The 19402-nt window shown below is 56.1% G+C and carries 15 protein-coding genes; 10 read left to right on the top strand and 5 right to left on the bottom strand.

Going from position 1 to position 19402, the window contains the following annotated elements; translation table 11 throughout:
* Positions 1-144: 144 nt before the first annotated feature.
* The 8 genes from RDM37_RS07420 to RDM37_RS07455 all read left to right on the top strand — a co-directional run bounded on the left by RDM37_RS07420 (position 145) and on the right by RDM37_RS07455 (position 8037).
* Positions 145-1833, top strand: a complete 1689-nt coding sequence (locus RDM37_RS07420; protein WP_308556349.1) for a S41 family peptidase — start codon at positions 145-147, stop codon at positions 1831-1833.
* Positions 1834-1924: 91 nt separating this feature from the next.
* Entirely contained in the window at positions 1925-3604 is a 1680-nt protein-coding gene (locus RDM37_RS07425; RefSeq protein WP_308556352.1) for a putative transporter, read from the top strand.
* A 22-nt stretch (positions 3605-3626) separates the two neighbouring features.
* On the top strand, positions 3627-3932 hold the full coding sequence (locus RDM37_RS07430; RefSeq protein ID WP_308556354.1) for a hypothetical protein: 306 nt from the start codon (positions 3627-3629) through the stop codon (positions 3930-3932).
* An 8-nt stretch (positions 3933-3940) separates the two neighbouring features.
* On the top strand, positions 3941-4480 hold the full coding sequence (locus tag RDM37_RS07435; protein ID WP_308556356.1) for a lysophospholipid acyltransferase family protein: 540 nt from the start codon (positions 3941-3943) through the stop codon (positions 4478-4480).
* Between the two features lie 12 nt (positions 4481-4492).
* On the top strand, positions 4493-5311 hold the full coding sequence (locus RDM37_RS07440; RefSeq protein WP_308556358.1) for a nitrilase-related carbon-nitrogen hydrolase: 819 nt from the start codon (positions 4493-4495) through the stop codon (positions 5309-5311).
* Positions 5312-5317: 6 nt separating this feature from the next.
* Positions 5318-6184, top strand: coding sequence for a helical backbone metal receptor (locus RDM37_RS07445; RefSeq protein WP_308556360.1), 867 nt, complete (start codon positions 5318-5320; stop codon positions 6182-6184).
* A gap of 60 nt (positions 6185-6244) precedes the next feature.
* Positions 6245-7255 carry an iron ABC transporter permease gene (locus RDM37_RS07450; protein WP_308556362.1) on the top strand — a complete coding sequence of 337 codons (1011 nt, stop codon included), beginning with the start codon at positions 6245-6247 and terminating at the stop codon, positions 7253-7255.
* Complete coding sequence (locus RDM37_RS07455; RefSeq protein WP_308556364.1) at positions 7252-8037, top strand: ABC transporter ATP-binding protein; 786 nt, start codon at positions 7252-7254, stop codon at positions 8035-8037. The genes RDM37_RS07450 and RDM37_RS07455 overlap by 4 nt, the downstream gene beginning before the upstream one ends.
* Positions 8038-8060: 23 nt before the next feature.
* Here the strand turns inward: RDM37_RS07455 and RDM37_RS07460 are convergent, their stop codons facing one another.
* Positions 8061-8192 carry a hypothetical protein gene (locus RDM37_RS07460; protein WP_308539065.1) on the bottom strand — a complete coding sequence of 44 codons (132 nt, stop codon included), beginning with the start codon at positions 8190-8192 and terminating at the stop codon, positions 8061-8063.
* Complete coding sequence (locus RDM37_RS07465) at positions 8192-9319, bottom strand: ImmA/IrrE family metallo-endopeptidase (protein ID WP_308556366.1); 1128 nt, start codon at positions 9317-9319, stop codon at positions 8192-8194. The genes RDM37_RS07460 and RDM37_RS07465 overlap by 1 nt, the downstream gene beginning before the upstream one ends.
* 553 nt (positions 9320-9872) lie before the next feature.
* On the opposite strand from RDM37_RS07465, the gene folD reads away from it, so the two are divergent.
* Together folD and mfd are read left to right on the top strand one after the other, a co-directional pair.
* Positions 9873-10766 carry a bifunctional methylenetetrahydrofolate dehydrogenase/methenyltetrahydrofolate cyclohydrolase FolD gene (gene folD / locus RDM37_RS07470; protein ID WP_308556368.1) on the top strand — a complete coding sequence of 298 codons (894 nt, stop codon included), beginning with the start codon at positions 9873-9875 and terminating at the stop codon, positions 10764-10766.
* 9 nt (positions 10767-10775) lie between these two features.
* Complete coding sequence (gene mfd, locus RDM37_RS07475; RefSeq protein ID WP_308556370.1) at positions 10776-14129, top strand: transcription-repair coupling factor; 3354 nt, start codon at positions 10776-10778, stop codon at positions 14127-14129.
* Here the strand turns inward: mfd and ispE are convergent.
* The 3 genes from ispE to recJ are packed head-to-tail and all read right to left on the bottom strand — an operon-like array spanning position 14126 to position 18872.
* A complete protein-coding gene (gene ispE / locus RDM37_RS07480) occupies positions 14126-14977 on the bottom strand; it encodes a 4-(cytidine 5'-diphospho)-2-C-methyl-D-erythritol kinase (protein WP_308556372.1) in 852 nt (283 codons plus the stop codon). The two genes, mfd and ispE, sit on opposite strands and share 4 nt — an antisense overlap.
* A gap of 18 nt (positions 14978-14995) precedes the next feature.
* Positions 14996-17107 (bottom strand): ATP-dependent DNA helicase RecQ, encoded by a 2112-nt coding sequence (locus RDM37_RS07485; protein ID WP_308556374.1) that lies wholly within the window; start codon positions 17105-17107, stop codon positions 14996-14998.
* The gene (gene recJ, locus RDM37_RS07490; protein WP_299367004.1) at positions 17091-18872 is read right to left on the bottom strand and encodes a single-stranded-DNA-specific exonuclease RecJ; all 1782 of its coding nucleotides are present in this window, start codon (positions 18870-18872) and stop codon (positions 17091-17093) included. Before recJ ends, RDM37_RS07485 begins: the two co-directional genes overlap by 17 nt.
* Positions 18873-19402 lie beyond the last annotated feature (530 nt).

The raw sequence follows: 19402 nt of genomic DNA on the forward strand, positions 1-19402 counted from the left end.
ATAAGACACCCAATGAAGTCATCAAAAACATCATTCTTGAGAAATTGCATTAGCGAGTGGAATGTACGTGGAACTATCGGAGCTTTAACCTCTAACGAGGTATCTACTTATTCCGTATCTTTGTAGCAATGTCGTGAATATCGCATGAAACAACTCTCCAACACCCTACTCACGCTGCTCCTCCTGGGCACCCTAGCATGGTCCCCGATGAGGCTGTCGGCTCAAGAGACCTCTACGTCACGCTCTGCGAAAGACTTTACCACCACCATGGCAGTGATGGGGAGCGTACTAAGCAACGTGCGCAACTTCTTTGTTGACACGGTCGATCTGACCACGCTCTACGACGGAGCACTCACCTATATGCTACAGCAGCTGGATCCCTACACAGTTTACTTCAACGAGGAGGAGACGAAAGCCTTTGAGGAGAGTACGACGGGGCTTTACGGAGGTATCGGGGCGATCCTACGACAGCATCAAGACTCGGTCGTCGTCATAGGCTCGCTCATGCAGGGCAAGGCGGCCGACAAAGCGGGACTACGCCCTGCCGACATCATCTGGCGCATCAACGGCAAGGACTTCTCTCACACGAAGGTGGTCGACGTGCGCAACGAGCTACGTGGCGAGCCTGGCACACCGATCACGCTCGTGGTGCGTCGTCCAGGCTATGCGCAGGATTCGCTGACGGTCATCTTCGACCGTGAGCGCATCGACCTAAACCCCATATCTTATACAGAGCTACTCGCTGGTCGTATAGGCTTTATCTCAGTAAACACCTTCTCCACGACTACCAGTCAAGAGTTTCTCAAGGCTTACGACCGCTTACAGAAGGAGGCTGGTGGCAAGCTAAGCGGGCTAATCATAGACCTCCGCGACAATGGTGGCGGGCTGATGGAGCAAGCAATACAGCTGGTCAATCTATTTATCCCCAAGGGGCAACCGGTGGTCTCACTCAAGGCACGATACCCACAGCAGAGCAACAGCTACAAGACAACTAAAGAGCCGCTTGACACAGAGCTACCACTCGTCGTACTAATCAATGAGGGCTCTGCCTCTGCCTCGGAGATCGTGGCGGGTGCCTTGCAGGACTATGATCGTGCAGTGATCGTGGGACGCAAGAGCTTTGGCAAAGGTCTGGTGCAGGGGACGCTCGAGCTGCCCGATGGGGGCCTACTCAAGCTGACTACCGCTCGCTATTACATACCTAGTGGACGCTCGATACAGAAGCTCTCTTACAACCATCGTGGAGGTGCCAAGCAGGTCAATGCGACCGACTCGCTGGGCACACCCTATCTAACTGCGGGCGGACGCACGGTCTACGCGGCTGGAGGTATCATGCCCGACATCGTTTGTCCGTCAGACTCGATCCCCTCGTTGCTAGGCACCCTGCTCTTTGATGCAATCACCTATGACTTTGTCACCGACTACCTACTGACGCACAAAGCTCCCGAGCGGAGTACGCTCAGGAGCTTCGACCTCGGAGACGAGGCGTATGCAGCCTACAAGCAGAAGGTGATAGAGAGTGGCTTTACCTTTAAGTCTATCGCAGACGAGCTGGTCAAGAAGGTGGAGGAAGCACTCAAGGGAGAGCAACGCTACGACGAGGTGTCGGACGAGTTTGCCGCTTTTCAGAAAAGTCTCAAGGCCGACACGCCTCGGCTCATGAAGACCTACGAGAGCTTCATCCGTGACTACCTCAACATGGAGATTCTCTCACGCTGCTACTACGATGAGGGTCGGCTCGAATACTATATGTCTCGCGATAAAGTAGCGCAACGCGCTGTGTCGCTCCTAGGAGACTTGACTACCTATCACCAGTTACTCAAGGGGAAGTAACATATCAGCCACCTCTCTACAAGCTTCTTGTGACGCACACATCTTATCACTATATACGCTACATCACATCAAGTAAAAAGCTTATTGTACAATGAACTGGTTTGAAAACTTATTTGTCGGCACGGGGATAGCGCACTCTGTCTTCTTGATAGCCCTAGTCATCGCCGTGGGGATGCTCCTAGGACGCATCAAGATTGGCAAGGTCTCCCTAGGCGTCACGCTGGTACTCTTCGTGGGTATCTTCTTTGGTGCTCTAGGAATGCAGATCGACCCAGGAGTCCTACACTTTGTCAAGGAGTTTGGACTGATCCTCTTTATCTATGCCGTCGGTCTACAGGTCGGGCCTGGCTTCTTCCCCTCACTCAAGAAGGGAGGTCTGAAGCTCAACCTACTAGCCGTCCTAGTCGTCCTACTCGGCGTGGGCATTACCATTGCTATCAAGTACCTCTCGGGACTACCTATGTCAACCATGGTGGGTATCCTCTCGGGAGCTGTGACGAATACACCTGGTCTAGGTGCTGCTGAGCAGACCTACACAGACATCATGGGTACATCCGACCCCTCCATAGCAATGGGCTATGCGGTCGCTTACCCGCTGGGTGTGATCGGCATCATCCTCTCGATGATGATCGTACGCGCCGTCTTACGGGTCAATCTACGCAAGGAGGAGCAGGACTTCGTCTCTCAAGACGATGCCTTGGAGCATACGGCTCGTTCAGCCTCCTTTGTCGTGGCAAACCCCGCTATCTTTGGCAAGTCCATCATGGATCTACTCTCGAGCTACTTCACGCATGGCGACATCGTCGTATCACGACACTACAATCATGAGACGCAGGAGATCACGGTCGCTACTGGGAGCACCATCCTGCAGGAGCATGACCGCGTCTTCGTCATCGGGCAGCCTCACGAGCTGGATCATACGGAGGCGATCTTCGGACAGCGCATCGACATAGACCGTAAGAAGTGGATCCCCACGGGGTCAAACCTCATCAGCAACAAGTATACGATCACTAAGAAAACGCTCAATGGCAAGCGCCTCGGAGAGCTACAACTACGTCAGATCTATGGTGTCAACGTGACCCGCGTGACCCGTGCTGGGGTAGATCTCGTAGCACATCCCAGTATGCGCCTGCAGATGGGCGACCAAATACGTGTCGTAGGCTCAGACGCTTCTGTCAACAAGGTGCGTGAGCTGGTCGGTGACTCGCAGAAGCATCTCAACGAGCCAAACCTGATCGGTATCTTCATCGGTATCGCACTCGGTGTGCTCCTTGGCTCTATTCCCTTTGTCTTCCCCGGCATTCCTCAGCCTGTCAAGCTAGGCCTAGCGGGCGGTCCACTCATCGTAGCTATTCTGCTGAGCAACTTCGGACCTAAGTTTGGTATCGTGACCTATACGACACAAAGTGCCAACCTCATGATCCGTGAGATCGGCATCGCGCTCTTCCTCACCTGTGTCGGTATCGGTGCGGGCGATGGCTTCGTCGATACGATTGTAAATGGAGGCTATCACTGGGTCGGCTACGGCTTTATCATCACCATCATACCGATGCTGGTCGTCGGCTTCCTCGGCAAGAAGCTCTTTAAGGTCAACTATCTCACCCTCTCTGGCGTGATGTCTGGTAGTATGACCGATCCCCCCGCACTCGCTTACGCCAACGGACTCACCGAGGAGGATGCTCCCGCCGTGGGCTATGCGACAGTCTACCCATTGACGATGTTCCTCCGTGTCTTGACGGCACAGATGCTCATCATATTTTTCGTAAGCTAAGAACCAACTAACCAATTTAACTATGGCAAGTCGTAGAAAACTAAAGCAAGCAATACACACAGAGGTCGAGGAGATGCTCTTTGACCTATCTATCCTCTACTCCGTAGCTCCCGAGGAGCGTGAGTACGCCATCGAGCAGCTCATCATGAAGGTGATCGATGCCGAGAGAGACTTCGTCGCTCGCATCTCGCACACCGATGGCAAGGGCGAGCGTAAGCTCGTGCGCAACTACTACCGCAAGCTCCGGGAGGAGTACACGCAATTCGCCAGTGAGATCGAAGGTGAGGTTAGCAAGCTCTGCGATGAGCTGTTAGTTCCCGAGGCTTAGTCTGCCGCATGAAGCTAGCACGTCTCATACTGCGCTGGTGTGGTTGGCAGCTCCTTGAGCCAGCCACCTATCCACGCCAGAGCGTCATCTGTGTAGCTCCCCACACAAGCAATATGGACTTTATATGGGGCAAGCTATACTACAAAGCGGTGGGACAGAGAGCGCACTTCTTGATGAAAAAAGAGCTCTTTGTCCCGCCACTCGGCTGGATCTTTAAGGCAATGGGAGGCATCCCGATAGATCGTAGTCGCAAGGGCAATACGGTCGATCAGGTCGTAGCGCGCTTTCGAGCTAAGGACGACTTTGCGGTGGCAATCACACCTGAGGGTTCGCGTAAAGCTCGGGATAGGTGGAAGACTGGATTCTACCATATCGCCGAGGATGCGGGTGTACCCATACAGCTGGCCGTCATAGACTACAAGCAGAAGCGGGTAGGCATCTTCGAGCAGTTTGTCCCAACGGGCGACCTTGACAAGGACATAAGCTACATAAGGAGTAAGTACCACGCCGACCAAGCCAAGAAGCCAGAGCTCTTTGCGGAGCAGTAACGGACCCAACTTATGGAGCGTGAAGCACTTCGAATAGTCCTCGCACAGCGTCCCATCGTCTGGACAGATCCCGAGGCAAACCTTCGCCTTATGGCGGAGGACATACGCACGGCTTCCGAAGAGGGGGCGCACCTCGTCGTCTTCCCCGAGGTGATGCTCACGGGCTTCAACCTCAAGGTGGCTCAGTCGGCTCGTCCCTGGCAAGGGGCTGAGCTGGAGCGTCTGCGTGCCTTGGCGCAGGAGCATCAGATAGCGATCGCCTCCTCAGCCTTCGTATGGGACGATGAGACGCAGCCGACACACTACTACAATCGTGCCTACATCATGCTCCCCGACGGATCGATCTATGCGCAGGACAAACGGCACCTCTTCTCCATGGCTGGCGAAGACCGCCGACTCACGCCAGGCGACGGCTACGACACCATCACCTATCGTGGCTGGCTCATACGACTGATCACCTGCTACGACCTACGCTTCCCCGTCTGGTGTCGCAACCGCACCCACACGGACGGCTCGCTCGACTACGACCTCCTGCTCGTCGTCGCCAACTGGCCTCGTCCCCGCATCACCGCTTGGCGCGCACTCCTACAAGCTCGTGCCATCGAGAATGTCGCCTACGTCATTGGCGTCAACCGCATCGGCTCCGACCCCTTTGGTACCGACTATTCAGGCGAAAGCTTATTCTACGACTACCTCGGACGGCCGATCTGCGAGGCTGAGCCATACGCAGACCAGCTCTTGAGTACCACACTAGAGCCGGAGCCTCTGGAAGCCTTTCGGCAGAAGTTTCCCGTATGGCGCGACAGCGACACCTTTACCCTCCACTCCTAACGTACTATGACCGCTCTAACCTCTTCGTTCCGCAGACCACTCTTACGTCTCCTCCCGCTCCTGCTCCTGCTACCCCTCTTGGTCGGTTGCCACAAGGCTGGTCAGCAAGAAAAAGAGTCGCAAGCACCACGCATCGTCTCGCTCGTACCCTCTGTAACCAATCAGATCTACGACCTCGCGTGTGACTCGCTCCTCGTCGGCTGCACCTCTTACTGCACCAAAGCGATTGCCGACAGCGTCCCCGTCGTAGGCTCTGCCATACAGACCAATCTAGAGCTACTCATCGCACAGCGTCCGACCCTCGTCTTCGCGTCCGACTTCACCGCTCCACAGACCATCTCCGCCCTAGAGAACGCTGGCATCGAGGTCGTTCAGTTCACCAACCCCGCCAGCTACGACGCCATACAGTCGCAGTACCGCCAGATTGCCACGCTCGTCGGCGCGAGCGACCGTGCCGAGGCACAGCTCGCAGAGATCAACCAACGCGTCGACTGGCTCAAGGAGCTCAATGCGGCACGCCCTTGGCATCCGCGCGCCTTCATGCAGATAGCTTTTGACCCGCTCTTTGGTGCCTCCACATCGACTTACATGAACGATCTGATCACCTTCAGCGGCTGTACAAACATCGTCACCATGGCGGGCAATGGTCAGCTCAGTCTGGAGTATGTCGTAGAGCAAGACCCCGAGGTGCTCTTCCTGATCACCAATCATGGCAGCGAGAGTGGATCAGAAGAGTCGTGGCACAAGTTGCGCTCCGTCACAGCCGTACAGCAAAGTGCTTACTGCCCGCTCCCAGGAGAGATCGTCAGCCAACCCACGCCACAGCACTTTGTCGAGGCTCTTCAGCTGATGACCGACTACCTTAGTGAGTAAAAGGACCTAGCCCCTCCGCCCGCCTAGAGTTCCCCTCATCTAGCAAAAGCTCCTCCCCCCATGCCTTACCGCCCTACCCTCGCGAAGTCTTACTGGACGCTCCCCCTGATGGTGCTGCTGCTCCTGGTCGTCGCCATCTTGTCGCTACATGTCGGGGCGCATCCCATCTCCCTCTGGCAGCTCTCAGAGATACTCTCCGACCCCACCTCGGTTGAGTACACGATCCTAATGCAACTACGTCTGCCACGCATCATCAACGCCATCTCCATCGGTGGCGGGCTAAGCCTCTGCGGAGCTATCCTGCAGGGGCTTTTTCGCAACCCACTCGTCGAGCCGTACACCCTCGGCATCTCGGGCGGTGCTTCGCTCGGAGTAACGCTCGCCATCGTCTTAGGCTTGTCCTCCGCCTTCTTGACGCTCCCCGCCTTTGGCTTCATCGGTGCCTTGGTCACCATCTTACTGGTCTATGCCAATAGCTACCAGCGCCACGGACTAAGCGTACAGCGTATGCTCCTCGTCGGTGTGATGGTCAGCTTTATGGCTTCGTCAGGCGTCATGCTCCTCCTCTCGGTAGCTCGTGCCGAGCAACTCTCCCGCATCATCTTCTGGACGATGGGGTCGCTACAAGAGAGCAAGCCGCTCATCGTCTGGGGCATGCTCCTCTTCACCCTGCTCCTCCTAGGAGTAAGCTACCTCTTCGTGCAGTCGCTCAATGCGCTCCGTCTAGGCGAACTCAAAGCGCAGCAGCTCGGCATCGACACCCGACGGGTCGTGCTGTGGCTCTTCGTGCTCAGTTCGCTGCTGACCAGTGCCTGCGTCTCCGTCGCTGGCGTCATCGGCTTCGTCGGGCTAGTCATCCCACAGGCGACACGCATCCTCCTCGGCAATGACTACCGAGTCCTCCTCGTCGGGAGCTTCATCAATGGTGGTATCTTCCTCATCCTTTGCGATATGTTGGCACGCACCATCCTTTCGCCCATCGAGCTGCCAATAGGCGTCATCACTGGCTTGATCGGCGGCGTCGCCTTCCTCTACCTCATTCACCGCACCAGACGCTCGCACCAGATATGACCAGTCAGACGATCTTACGTGCCGAGCAGCTCATCTGTGGCTATGGTCGCAAAGCGGTCATCGGTCCCCTTGACCTCGCCATAGCTCGTGGCTCCCTGACCGCCATCATCGGGCCTAATGGGGCGGGCAAAAGTACTTGCTTCAAGACCCTCACAGGTGCCCTCCCCCCACTCTCTGGAAAGATAAGTTTGCTCGACAAACCCCTCGCCCACTACACCCTCCGTGAGCGTGCTCGCCTCATCTCGATGGTTAATCAGCAGATCACGCCTCAGCCACTCAGGGTCTACGACTACGTCCTCATGGGGCGACTGCCCTACTTCAAGCACTTCCAGATCGGGTACAGCGAGGAGGATCACGCACGCTGCAACCACTACATCGAGCGCACCGGCATCGCACGACTAGCCGACAAGCGACTCGACGAACTGAGCGGTGGCGAACAGCAGATGGTCGCCATAGCACAAGCACTCACGCAGGAGCCGCAGCTCCTCCTCCTCGACGAGCCGATCTCGCACCTAGACATTGGCTACACGAGCGAGATCATGCAGCTCCTCGAGACGCTCCACGCAGAGGGACTGACGATCCTAATGATCCTCCACGACATCAACGTAGCCTCCGAATACTGCGAGGAGCTCATCCTCTTTGGCCCCGACGGCCTGCTCGCACACGGCACCCCCCAGATGGTCCTCACCGCGGCGCACCTCCAGGCGGCCTACCACACCAGCGTCCTCGTGCAGCCCGCCCCCGCCTCTGGCCGACCCTACATCTACCCCCAGCGTCGCTAGCCAGCCGCTCTCGCATTGTCTGTCTATAGCGACACCGCTAGCAAGCTCTCACCAATACGCTGTATCTCCTCTTGTATCTGCTCCATACGCTCTCTCGATGGAGTCTTGCGCCCACTGATATACTGCGCAAAGAGACTCTGCGAGATGCTGCTCATCAAAGGGAGACTCCTCTGAGGTCTATCTTCTGAATCAAGTCCTTGTAAATCGCTCCTCCTATCTTATAGGAAAGTATCTTCTCGTGCTGTAAGCGTCCAACTATTATGCTCGGGTGTACTCCTGCGCTCTTGGCTAGGTTAATCACTTCCTCGGGGCTAGGCGGGACGGATATACTTCCTAAGTCCACATTTGGTAGTAGCGTATCTGTTGCCCACTTGTCCGCCTCTGCTTCTATCTCTAGTCGCTCTTGTTCGCTATCATCTATGAGCATTGGTGTCTCCTTACCAACGTGTAGCAAGAGGTGTGCGACTTCGTGCATCAACGAGAAGACGAAGATATCAAACCGCTTACCTCTGTCGGACAAAATGATGATAGGGTACCGCCCCGTTTGGATTGTAGCTCCATTTGCTGACACCTTTGGGAAGCTCTCTAGATAGACTAGTCTGACACCTACCGATAAAAGAATCTCTTGTACTCGCTGTGGTGCATCCGTAGATGTCTCTAGCGCCTGCTTGAGGGCTGGCACCGCTTTTTTTAGTGCCTGCTTACTATATGCACTTAGCTCTCCACCTCTCTCTGCTGTCAGCTCTTGTGCCATTAATTCACCCTGCCTAATCCACGCTAAGAGAGCGTACGGATCGCTCCTTTCGCTCTTTCGGAATAAACTCGCTTGTAGTCTTGCTTGATAGATCTCCTCCCACGCTTTTACGCTTATAACGGAGAAAAAAACCTTCAGAGCCTCTATCTTGTCCTGCTTACTTTGGCTGGATGGCGTTATCCACCCACGCTTAGTCATCTCAGTAAGCGGAAAGAGCGATGCCCACCCATCCCACTCTCTCACAGAGAGGGGTTTCTCTGCCTCTCGCTTGAGGTAGGCATCATAGTTATCCTGACTGCGTAACCAAAAGTCACGACTTAACCCCGTCACCAGCTCTAAGCGGTCAGCCCAGTCTGCCGACACTCGAAGCTGTCCTGCAAGGAGTAGGCTCACATCCTTCGGAAGCTTCTCTAGTCGTGTCGCCACCTCCTGCTGGCTCATACCCCACTCGTCTATGAGTGCCTTCAGTGTTGCCCCAGGCGGTGAGACAACTGGAATCTCAAATTGCTTTGTCTTTGTCCGTGTCATAGTTACTTACCCTTGTGATAGTTTGTGATTGATATGATTACGACTCGCTCTTCCTCTACTCGCATCACGAGGCGTAAAGCTCCCGTCAACGAGCAAGCCCATAAACCACTTAAGTCGTGCTTAAGCTTGTGAAACCCTCCCGGTAATAGAGATAGCTCCGCAACACTACCTGCACTCTGAATATTCGATAGCCGTAAGTATAGCATCTCGATAGCTTTTGCTCCGTACTTGCGGTAGGCTTTTGCTCTATTTCCTATCAGCTTCTCCAGCTTGCTATCTTCAAACGCTATTTCCATATCAGACTTTATCCGTTCTCTTCACTGCAAAGGTACAAACACTTCGCATAATTACCAAACAGTGGTAACTTTTCAAAAGCCACCCCCCCCCCTATAAGGTGGAAGAGTTAAATCGCTCAGAACACAGACGAGACGTTAATCCCCTAGATTTCGGTATCTTTGTACAGCAACTTTGCGAAGGTGATGCCACAAAGAGGACTTTGCTCACCTCGCTATCAGAAGCAGAACAACAAATTCATCTATACAAATACCACTCTATGACACAAGAATCATTCATTCGCCTAGATGGCAAGACCACTGCGACCGAGATCAAGAAGGAGATCGCCAAGGAGGTACAGCAGATGGTCGCTGCGGGGCAGCGTCCGCCTTGTCTGGGTGCTATCATCGTGGGGCATGATGGTGCCAGCGAGACCTACATAGCGAGCAAGATCAAAGCTTGCGAGGAGGTCGGCTTCATCTCTCTGACGAAGCGCTTTGACGAGTCCATCACGCAGGAGGAGCTCATCGCTGAGATCGAGCAACTCAACAAGGACCCCGAGGTGGATGGCTTCATCGTCCAGCTACCACTGCCGAAGCATATTGACGAGCAGGCGGTCATTCACGCTGTTGACTACCGCAAGGATGTGGATGGTTTCCACCCGATCAACGTGGGACTCCTCAGCCTTGGCGAGCCGTGCCTCGTACCAGCCACGCCTAAGGGGGTCATCGAGCTTCTCAAGCACTACAACATCAGTACAGAAGGCAAGCATGTGGTGGTCCTCGGTCGAAGCAACATCGTCGGCAAACCGATCGCGCAGCTCTTCCTCCAGAAGGGTGCGCAGGGCAATGCGACCGTGACGATCTGCCACAGCCGTACGAAGGATATTGCCTCTATCTGCCGACAGGCTGACATCGTCGTCGCTGCGATCGGCATCCCGCTCTTTGTCAAGAAGGAGATGGTCAAGGATGGTGCCATCGTCATCGATGTGGGCATCACACGTGTACCCGACGCGACGAAGAAGAGTGGCTCTCGCATCGTGGGCGACGTCGACTTTGACGAGGTGGCTCCTCGCTGCTCCTACATCACGCCTGTGCCAGGCGGTGTAGGCCCTATGACGATCATCACGCTGATGCGCAACACGATCCTGGCTCGCCAGCTGCGCCAGAAGTAATCTCTTCCTATGTCCCTCCTCGATCTCTGGCACGATCACCCGCGCATCGTAGAGCTTCGCCAAGCCCTACAGCAGGATCATTGTGTAGAGCTCGAGGGGGTGACCGCCTCGGCGCCCGCCTTTATCCTCGCCACCTTGGCGCGTGAGCACCCTTATCTGGTGATCGCCGAGGATGCCGACAGTGCGGGCTATATGCTGGGCGACCTAGAGGCGCTGGGGGTCAAAGCGTACTACTACCCCTCAGCCTTCAATAGACACATTAAATATGGTCAGCGAGAGCCAGCGCAGGAGGTGCTGCGTGCCGAACTACTCGCCTGTCTTGCTGCGGGCGATACACCGCTGATCGTCTCTTACCCCGAAGCTCTCGCCGAGGCGATACCCTCCCAGCAGGAGGTGGCACAGAGCTGCTTCACGCTCAGCGTGGGCGATGTGATCTCTCGTGACACGCTGCGAGAGCGACTACTCGAGGAGGGCTTCGAAGAGGTGGACTACGTCTACAGTCCTGGACAAGTGGTCTACCGTGGTAGTCTCGTGGACATCTTCTCTTATGGGAGCACCTATCCGTATCGCATCGACTTCTTTGACGATGAGATCGATAGCATACGCCGCTTTGACATTGAGAGCCAGCTCTCTGTGGATCAGTGCGAGCGTGCTGAGATAGCACCCGCACTACAGGTCAAAGGCGGTGCCTCTGGCGGAGAGACCTCGCTCTTGTCGCTCCTATCCCCTGACTACCAACTCTGGATCAGTCGCTACGAGTCGCTCGCTGAGCAGTGGAAAGCACTCTACGATGCTGAGCTGGCAGTGGAGTACGAAGGTGCTTTTGCCACGCAGGAGGAGATGCGAGCTCTGCTACTCCCCCCTGACAAACTCTCGGCTGAGGTAAAGCAGCGCACGAAGATCCTAGCCACTCCGACGAAGGGGCTGTCGATCGTTGACCGGCGGATCACCTTTGCAACGAAGCCACAGCTACTGATCCATCGACACTTTGACCTATTGGTTGAGGAGTTGCAAGTGCGCAAGCGGGGCTTCTTCAAGAGTTTCTTCCTCTCCGAGTCGTCGGCACAGGCGCAGCGTCTCAAGGAGATACTCATCGAGCGCGAGGCCGAGGAGCTACTCCCCGAGTGGGTGCCACTAGTCGTCCACGAGGGCTTTGAGGACAAGGACTTGGATGTCTTACTCTTGACCGATCATCAGGTCTTCGACCGCTACCACCACTACCAGCTCAAGAGCGACCGCATACGCAATGCCGATGCGGCCATCTCGCTCAAGGAGCTACACGCCATCTCGCCTGGCGACTACATCGTCCACAGCGACCACGGCGTGGGGCAGTTTGACGGGCTCCTCACCACGGAGGTAGACGGCAAGCCACGTGAGGTGGTCAAGCTAGTTTACCAAAACAAAGATGTGCTCCTCGTGAGCATCCACAGCCTGCACAAGCTCTCGAAGTACCAGGCGCAAGAGGAGGGCTCACCACAACTCAGCAAACTAGGCACGGGAGCCTGGACAAAGCTCAAGGAGCGTGCGAAGACCAAGATCAAGTCAATCGCTCGTGACCTCATTGCGCTCTACGCAGCACGCAAGGAGCAGCCGGGCTTTGCCTTTTCGCCTGATAGTTACCTGCAGCACGAGATGGAGGCTTCTTTTGCCTATGAAGAGACGCCCGACCAACTGAAAGCGATCGAGCAGATCAAGGCGGACATGGAGAGTGACCGCCCGATGGATCGATTGGTCTGCGGTGACGTGGGCTTTGGCAAGACGGAGGTGGCGATACGAGCAGCCTTTAAGGCGGTCGCCGACAGCAAGCAGGTAGCGGTCTTGGTGCCGACGACGATCCTAGCTTACCAGCATTACCAGACCTTTAGCCAAAGATTAGAGGGGTTGCCCTGCCGTATCGAGTACCTATCGAGAGCTAAGAGCGACAAACAGTCGAAGGCTATCCTAGCAGATCTAGCGGAGGAACGAGTAGACATATTAATAGGTACGCACCGGCTACTGGGCAAAGGAGTCACCTTCAAGTCGCTCGGACTGCTCATCATAGACGAGGAGCAGAAGTTTGGCGTCAAGGCTAAGGAGCAGCTCCGCAAGCTACAGGTCAACGTAGATACACTCACGCTCTCAGCGACACCGATACCCCGCACCCTACAGTTCTCCCTGATGGGTGCTCGTGACCTTTCCAATATCAATACGCCTCCGCGCAATCGTCAGCCAGTCACGACACGACTCATTCGCTGGTCGCAAGAGACCATCGCCGATGCCATTGGTTATGAGTTGGCACGCCACGGACAGGTCTTCTTCGTCCACAACCGCATTGAGTCGATCCACGGCGTGGCGGGACAGATCCAGGAGTGCGTCCCCGGCATCCGCATAGCGATTGCTCACGGGCGCTTGACCCCGAGCGAGACGGAGCAGATACTCCTAGACTTTGCCGAGCGCAAGTACGACCTGCTCCTAGCCACGACGATCATCGAGAATGGTATCGACATGCCCAATGTCAATACGATCATCATCAACTCCGCTCACCGCTACGGACTGAGCGACCTGCACCAGCTCCGCGGACGTGTGGGGCGTGGTAGCCAGCGGGCTTACTGCTATCTGATCACTCCGCCCCTAGGCACCCTCACGGAGGCTGCCGCACGGCGTGTCAAGGCTATCGAGAGCTTTTCCGACCTCGGCAGCGGTATGCGCATCGCTCTGCAGGATCTAGACATACGAGGTGCCGGCAACATATTAGGCACAGAGCAAAGTGGCTTCATTGCGGATCTAGGCTTCGAGACTTACCGCAAAGTCTTTGAGGAAGCGGTGCGAGAGGTCAAGCAGGAGGACTTTGCTGCGCTCTTTGCCGCTCAGACGGAGCAACAGGCCGAGCTGGGCAATGCGCTCACCGACACCACGATCGATACCGACCTTGACCTCTCCCTACCTCACGAATACATACCGCAAGACAGCGAGCGCATCTTGCTCTACCGTGAACTAGACGAGCTAGAAAGCGACCGCGAACTAAAAGACTTCGCCGATCGTCTGCGCGACCGCTTTGGCGCACTACCACCACAGACCAAAGGGCTTCTCATGGTCCCCCGTCTGCGACGGTTGGCCAGCCACCTTGGCATCGTCAAGGTGTCGCTACGTCGTGAGCAGATGATCCTCTTCCTCCCGCCTAGTGGCTCGGCATACTATCAGAGCAAAGCCTTCGACATACTCCTCAAGAGCGTGGCTAGCTACGGCAAAGCGTGCGAAGTGCGCGAGACTCGTGAGGGTCACCGTAGCGTCAAGTGGCATAACGTCACCACCGTCTACCAAGCCGACAAGATCCTCTCGACGCTCTACAAAGCGCTCTTCGCCCGCCCCGACAAGCAATCTTAGGAGAGGCGCTCGAGCCAGACGGGGAGGTCGGCGAGGTGGGGAGAGAGCGGGGAGAGAGAGACAGACGAGAGCGGATTGTCGGCGAAGATGCCGTAGAGGGCGGTGCCGGAGCCAGACATGGCGGCGTAGAGGGCGCCGTGGCGGTAGAGCGTATCTCGCAGAGCGGCTAGCTCGGGGTAGTGCGCGAAGACGACGGACTCGAAGTCGTTGACGATGAGCTCTCGCCACTGCCCGACCGGTTGCTCTATTAGTGCAGCGAGCTTGCCCTCCGCCTCGGGGTGGCGTGTCACCTGTCGGTACGCCTCGGCAGTGCTCATACCGATGGGGGGCTTGACGACGAGGAGCCATTTGCCGAGGAGTGCGGATGGCATCGTGAGCGGCGTGAGCACTTCGCCACGACCTGTGACCAGCACGGGGCGGGACTGGATGAAGAAGGGGCAGTCGCTGCCGAGCTCCCCCGCCAACGTCTCTAGCTCTGCGGTGGAGAGGGCTAAGCGACATAGTTCGTTGATCGCTAGAAGCGTGTAGGCGGCATCGGCCGAGCCACCGCCGAGACCAGCTTCTGTCGGGATCGTCTTCTCGAGCTTGAGCCGTAGCGGCGGTATCTCTGGGTGGCGCGCTCGGAGTAGCTGCACCGCTTTGTAGATCAGATTGCGCTCGATGGGTAGTTCGCCTGCCAGACCAGCTATCTCGTATGAGTCCGCCGTGGCTCCAGCAGCTATCTCTACCGTGAGCTGGTCCGCCCAGCCAATGGGGAGCATGCAGCTCTCGATGTCGTGGTAGCCGTCTGGTCGGCGACGTAAGATACGCAGCCCGAGGTTGATCTTAGCATGTGGGTGTAGGATCATATCGTGGTCACTCTGCGATTACTTATTCTTATATAGGTGTACACCGTCGGTACGGTAGCGGTCGTCTGTCTCGAGGAGCTGCTGCAGGATCGGGAGCAAAGCTTTCGGCTTGACCCCAAGCCTCTTCGCCAAAGTCTGCAAGGTAAGCGAAGGCACCTCCAATTGCTCTAGAAGAGTCTTGAGTCGCGTCTCTAGAGCCTCCTCACTACGCTGGGAGCGCGCCTTACGAGCTAGACAAAGGTCACAGCGTCCGCACGGCTCAGCCAGCTCCTCGCCAAAGTAGTGTAGGAGCATCGCCTGTCGGCACCCCTGCTGACCGTCTAGGTATGCGATGGTGGCGGTGAGTCGCTTGGTCATCGCCTCCTTGCGCAGCTCGTACACTTCGGGGGGTATGAGGAAGTGGTGCTTGCGCTCCCGCCGTGTGTAGAAGAGGATACGGGGCAAACGCTTGCGCGGGATGTAGTGAATGATGCCTCGCTGGCTCATCCGGACTAGGCTGTCGTAGACCTCCTCTCCCGTCAGGTGCGTCTGTATGGAGAGAGTACGCTCGTCGATGAAGACGTAATCGGCAAAGAGTCCCGAGTAGTTTCTCAAGACAGCTCGTAGCACTTTGTCATCTTGGGCGGACAAGCCTCGGATGTAGTATAGCTCCTCTCTAGAGACCTCCACGATGAGTCGTGAGCGTGCCTCGTCGAGGAGCAGCTCCCAGGCACCCGCCAACTCGAGGATGTGCAAGGCACTCAAGCTACGTATCGGGTGCAGATGCTCTGTGCGTACAAACGCCTCTAGATCTATCTCATAGCTGCGCTCCACGCCCTCTCCGAAACCTATCCCTAGGTAACTGTAGAGGGTATCGTAGATATCACGGATGTAAGCTTTGTCGGGAAATTCGTTTTGCACCCGCTGCTGGAGCATGCCACGATCTCGTCGCTCATATAGCACCACGGCAAAAGCGCGCAGCCCGTCACGCCCCGCACGTCCCGCCTCTTGGAAGTACTCCTCCAGAGCCACCGGCATACTCCAGTGCACCACGAGACGCACATCGGGCTTGTCGATGCCCATGCCGAAAGCATTCGTGCAGACCATCACACGCACCTCTCCCGCCATCCAGGCGTTTTGCTTGATCTCTCGCTCCGCATGGGTCAGCCCCGCATGGTAGTAGTGTGCCGAGACGCCCGCCTCTTGTAGCATCTCAGCCAGCTCTTGCGTCTTTTTACGGTTGCGACAGTAGACGATCGCGCTGCCAGTCGTCGAGGCGAGGATATGAAGGAGCTCCGTCGCCTTGTCCGTCGAGGGACGTACGATATACTGCAGGTTGTCCCGTGCGAAAGAGCTACTGATGACATGCGGCTCACGAAAGCTCAGACGCGCCATCACGTCCTCCACCACCTCAGGCGTAGCGGTCGCCGTGAGTGCCAGCAAAGGGACCGAGGGGTAGTAGCGACGTATCTCTGCGATCTTCAGATAGCTGGGGCGGAAGTCGTAGCCCCACTGCGAGATACAGTGACACTCGTCCACCACGATCAGCCGTATCGGTAGCTCGGGCAGACAGGCGAGAAAGAGCGGTGACGCCAGTCGCTCGGGCGAGAGGTAGAGGAACTTACACCCGCCATACAGGCAATTGTCCAAGGCGCGATGGATCTCCTTATACTCCATACCCGAGTGGATAGCCACGGCAGACATGCCCCGCTTGTTGAGGCCATCGACCTGATCCTTCATGAGTGCTATGAGCGGTGTGACCACGAGCGTCAGCCCGTCGTGTAGCATCGTCGGCACCTGAAAGGTGATACTCTTACCTCCGCCCGTAGGCAGCAGCCCGAGCGTGTCTCGCCCCGCCAAGACGCTGTCGATGATCTCCGCCTGCTTGAGCCGGAAGGCGGGGTAGCCCCAGTAGCGATGAAGTACTCCTAGGGGGGTAGTCTCATCGTCTGCAGAGGCGGTCTGCGATGTCTCTAGTTGGTCGCTTGCAGGTTGAGTAGTGGTCTCGCCTAGCTGCTCGCGCTCGGCGTCAGCTCGCGGGTCGATCACAGCATCACGCCACAGGTCATCCTGCTCCTCGAGGAGCAAGTCCCAGTCGACAGCTTCGCTGTGCTCAGAAGAGTTGCCTGCCACCTCATCGCTGGGAGGCAAAGAGGTCCTCTCCGGGTCGTTGAGGTTTGACATCCTTGACTAGTAATTGCAGAGAGACAGCTCCGTTAAAGTGGTTTTCATCTATTTGGTAGACAAGGGCAAAGGGCGCATTCGCTCTCCCCGCCGAAGACTTCTTAACGAAGCGGAAGGCTGGTGCCTGGTTGAATGCGATCCCTGGGCAGTGCTTCTTAGACCCCAGTGTAGGTATAGCATCTACCTTAAAGTGCTCGCCATTGCGGCCCACAGCTCTGCTCGCCCCCCCGTCATAGAGTTGCTGCGTGACAAAGAGTGGCTGGTAGTTATCCGGTCCATACGGGGCAAAGCGCTGTATCGTCGTGTAGAGTCTCTGCGTCACCTCACGAAGCTCTATCTCAGCATCGATCTCTATCGGTGTGGACTGTGCTCGGTCACTATCCGTCACGGCATTGACTCCCTGTATGTAAGCACGAAAGTCGGGGAGCTTGTCTGGCAGGAGGGTCAATCCAGCGGCATAGGTGTGGCCGCCGAAGTTTAAGAGCAGATCCCTAGCCTCCTCGATGATGCTGTAGATGTCTATCCCGCCGACACTCCGCGCCGAGCCCACGATCCGGTCGCTCGTGCCTGTCAGCACGATCGTCGGTCTATTGGTATACTCGGCCACACGCGAGGCGACGATCCCTATGATCCCCTTGTGCCAGTCAGGCTGGTAGAGGACTACGATGGGCTGATGCGCCAGCTCGGGATTGACCTGTAGGAGCTGCATAGCCTCGTCGGTCGTAGAGCGGTCTAGCTCACGACGACGCACGTTGTACTCATCGATCAGCTCGCTCATGCGGGCTGTCGTCTTCGCATCATTGCTCAGGAGCAGATCGACCGCCTCACGGCCATTCATCATACGTCCCGAAGCATTGATCCTCGGCCCGATCTTGTAGATGATGTCGGCCATCGTGATCTTACGCCCCTCGAGACCACAAGTCTTGATGATCCCCTTGAGGCCCATTGAGGGATTGCGATTGAGCTGACGCAGCCCATAGTGCGCCAGGATCCTATTCTCATCCATCACAGAGACCAGATCGGCAGCGATACTCACCGCGACGAGGTCTAGGAGCTTAAAGAGCGAAGCCGAGGGGAATCCGTTGTTCATCCCAAAGGCCTGCATAAACTTAAACGCCACGCCACACCCGCAGAGCTCCTCAAAGGGGTAGTGACAGTCTGGTCGCTTAGGATCTAGGACGGCCGCTGCATCGGGCAACTGGTCGTCTGGGTGGTGGTGGTCGCAGATGATAAAGTCTATCCCCAGCGTCTTAGCATAGGCTATCTCATTGATAGCCTTGATGCCACAGTCCACCACAATGATGAGTGTCGCACCTATCTCGTGGGCATGATCCACGCCTCGATAGGATACGCCGTAGCCCTCATCGTCTCGTCCGGGGATATAGTAGCTCAGCAGATGCTCGCTACACCCCGCCGAGCGGAGGTACTTATAGATTAGAGATACAGCCGTAGTGCCATCTACATCGTAGTCGCCGTATATCATGATATGCTCCTTGCGTCCTAGCGCCTTGTTGAGACGCTTGACCGCCAGATCCATATCTTGCATCAGAAAGGGGTCGTGCAGATCCTCCAGCGATGGATGAAAGAATCGCTGTGCCTCTGCTTCCGTACGGATACCACGACGATAGAGTAGGCGTCCCGCCACAGCGGGTATTCTCAAGGCATGCGCCAGTTGAGAGCCACCCACCTCCTCCTCTCGGGTGAAGGGAGTGTATTGCCATTCGTTCGTCATTATATTGTTTTATTTTTTTTGTCATAGGGAGAGTGGATAGGCTAGGAGCAGACCAAGGCACCAGACCTGCTATGGGAGCGGTCCGGGCAACCTGGATAGGAAACGATTTATAGCTCATTACTAGCGCATTATATTGTCATCGCCTAGAGCGAAGCCTGCGATAAGGTCGCATCTCCGCATTTTAGGCTCCGTAAATGTACGAAATAATCTCGATATAGCGTATGCCGTCGCGACACATTTCACAGCTGACGCATTATAATATAATGACCTCGTCTATGCCGTGCTGGTCGCTTATGTGTAGTTTCTGACAGAGTAATTATGATGCGTTACCCCTGGCTGGGGGAAAATCGACGCTGGCTCGTTACAATAATTTAGAACTGACTACATATCAAAACGGCACCATGTCGGGAAAAAGTGATTTCCACGTGGATATTTCGAAATCCCCACGTGGATATTTTTTATTTCCCAGGTAGGAAATAAAAAATTCCTCGGAGGAATCAAATGAAACTTCGGAGGAAATGAATGACGCC

Origin of the sequence: uncultured Porphyromonas sp. (genome assembly GCF_902489635.1) — a bacterium.
Classification (GTDB): domain Bacteria; phylum Bacteroidota; class Bacteroidia; order Bacteroidales; family Porphyromonadaceae; genus Porphyromonas.

What these genes read in the sequence shown, in the direction of transcription:
- RDM37_RS07420 (WP_308556349.1), top strand. Translation starts at nt 145, where the DNA reads ATGAAACAACTCTCCAACACCCTACTCACGCTGCTCCTCCTGGGCACC.
- RDM37_RS07425 (WP_308556352.1), top strand. Translation starts at nt 1,925, where the DNA reads ATGAACTGGTTTGAAAACTTATTTGTCGGCACGGGGATAGCGCACTCT.
- RDM37_RS07430 (WP_308556354.1), top strand. Translation starts at nt 3,627, where the DNA reads ATGGCAAGTCGTAGAAAACTAAAGCAAGCAATACACACAGAGGTCGAG.
- RDM37_RS07435 (WP_308556356.1), top strand. Translation starts at nt 3,941, where the DNA reads ATGAAGCTAGCACGTCTCATACTGCGCTGGTGTGGTTGGCAGCTCCTT.
- RDM37_RS07440 (WP_308556358.1), top strand. Translation starts at nt 4,493, where the DNA reads ATGGAGCGTGAAGCACTTCGAATAGTCCTCGCACAGCGTCCCATCGTC.
- RDM37_RS07445 (WP_308556360.1), top strand. Translation starts at nt 5,318, where the DNA reads ATGACCGCTCTAACCTCTTCGTTCCGCAGACCACTCTTACGTCTCCTC.
- RDM37_RS07450 (WP_308556362.1), top strand. Translation starts at nt 6,245, where the DNA reads ATGCCTTACCGCCCTACCCTCGCGAAGTCTTACTGGACGCTCCCCCTG.
- RDM37_RS07455 (WP_308556364.1), top strand. Translation starts at nt 7,252, where the DNA reads ATGACCAGTCAGACGATCTTACGTGCCGAGCAGCTCATCTGTGGCTAT.
- RDM37_RS07460 (WP_308539065.1), bottom strand. Translation starts at nt 8,192, where the DNA reads ATGAGCAGCATCTCGCAGAGTCTCTTTGCGCAGTATATCAGTGGGCGC.
- RDM37_RS07465 (WP_308556366.1), bottom strand. Translation starts at nt 9,319, where the DNA reads ATGACACGGACAAAGACAAAGCAATTTGAGATTCCAGTTGTCTCACCG.
- folD (WP_308556368.1), top strand. Translation starts at nt 9,873, where the DNA reads ATGACACAAGAATCATTCATTCGCCTAGATGGCAAGACCACTGCGACC.
- mfd (WP_308556370.1), top strand. Translation starts at nt 10,776, where the DNA reads ATGTCCCTCCTCGATCTCTGGCACGATCACCCGCGCATCGTAGAGCTT.
- ispE (WP_308556372.1), bottom strand. Translation starts at nt 14,977, where the DNA reads ATGATCCTACACCCACATGCTAAGATCAACCTCGGGCTGCGTATCTTA.
- recJ (WP_299367004.1), bottom strand. Translation starts at nt 18,872, where the DNA reads ATGACGAACGAATGGCAATACACTCCCTTCACCCGAGAGGAGGAGGTG.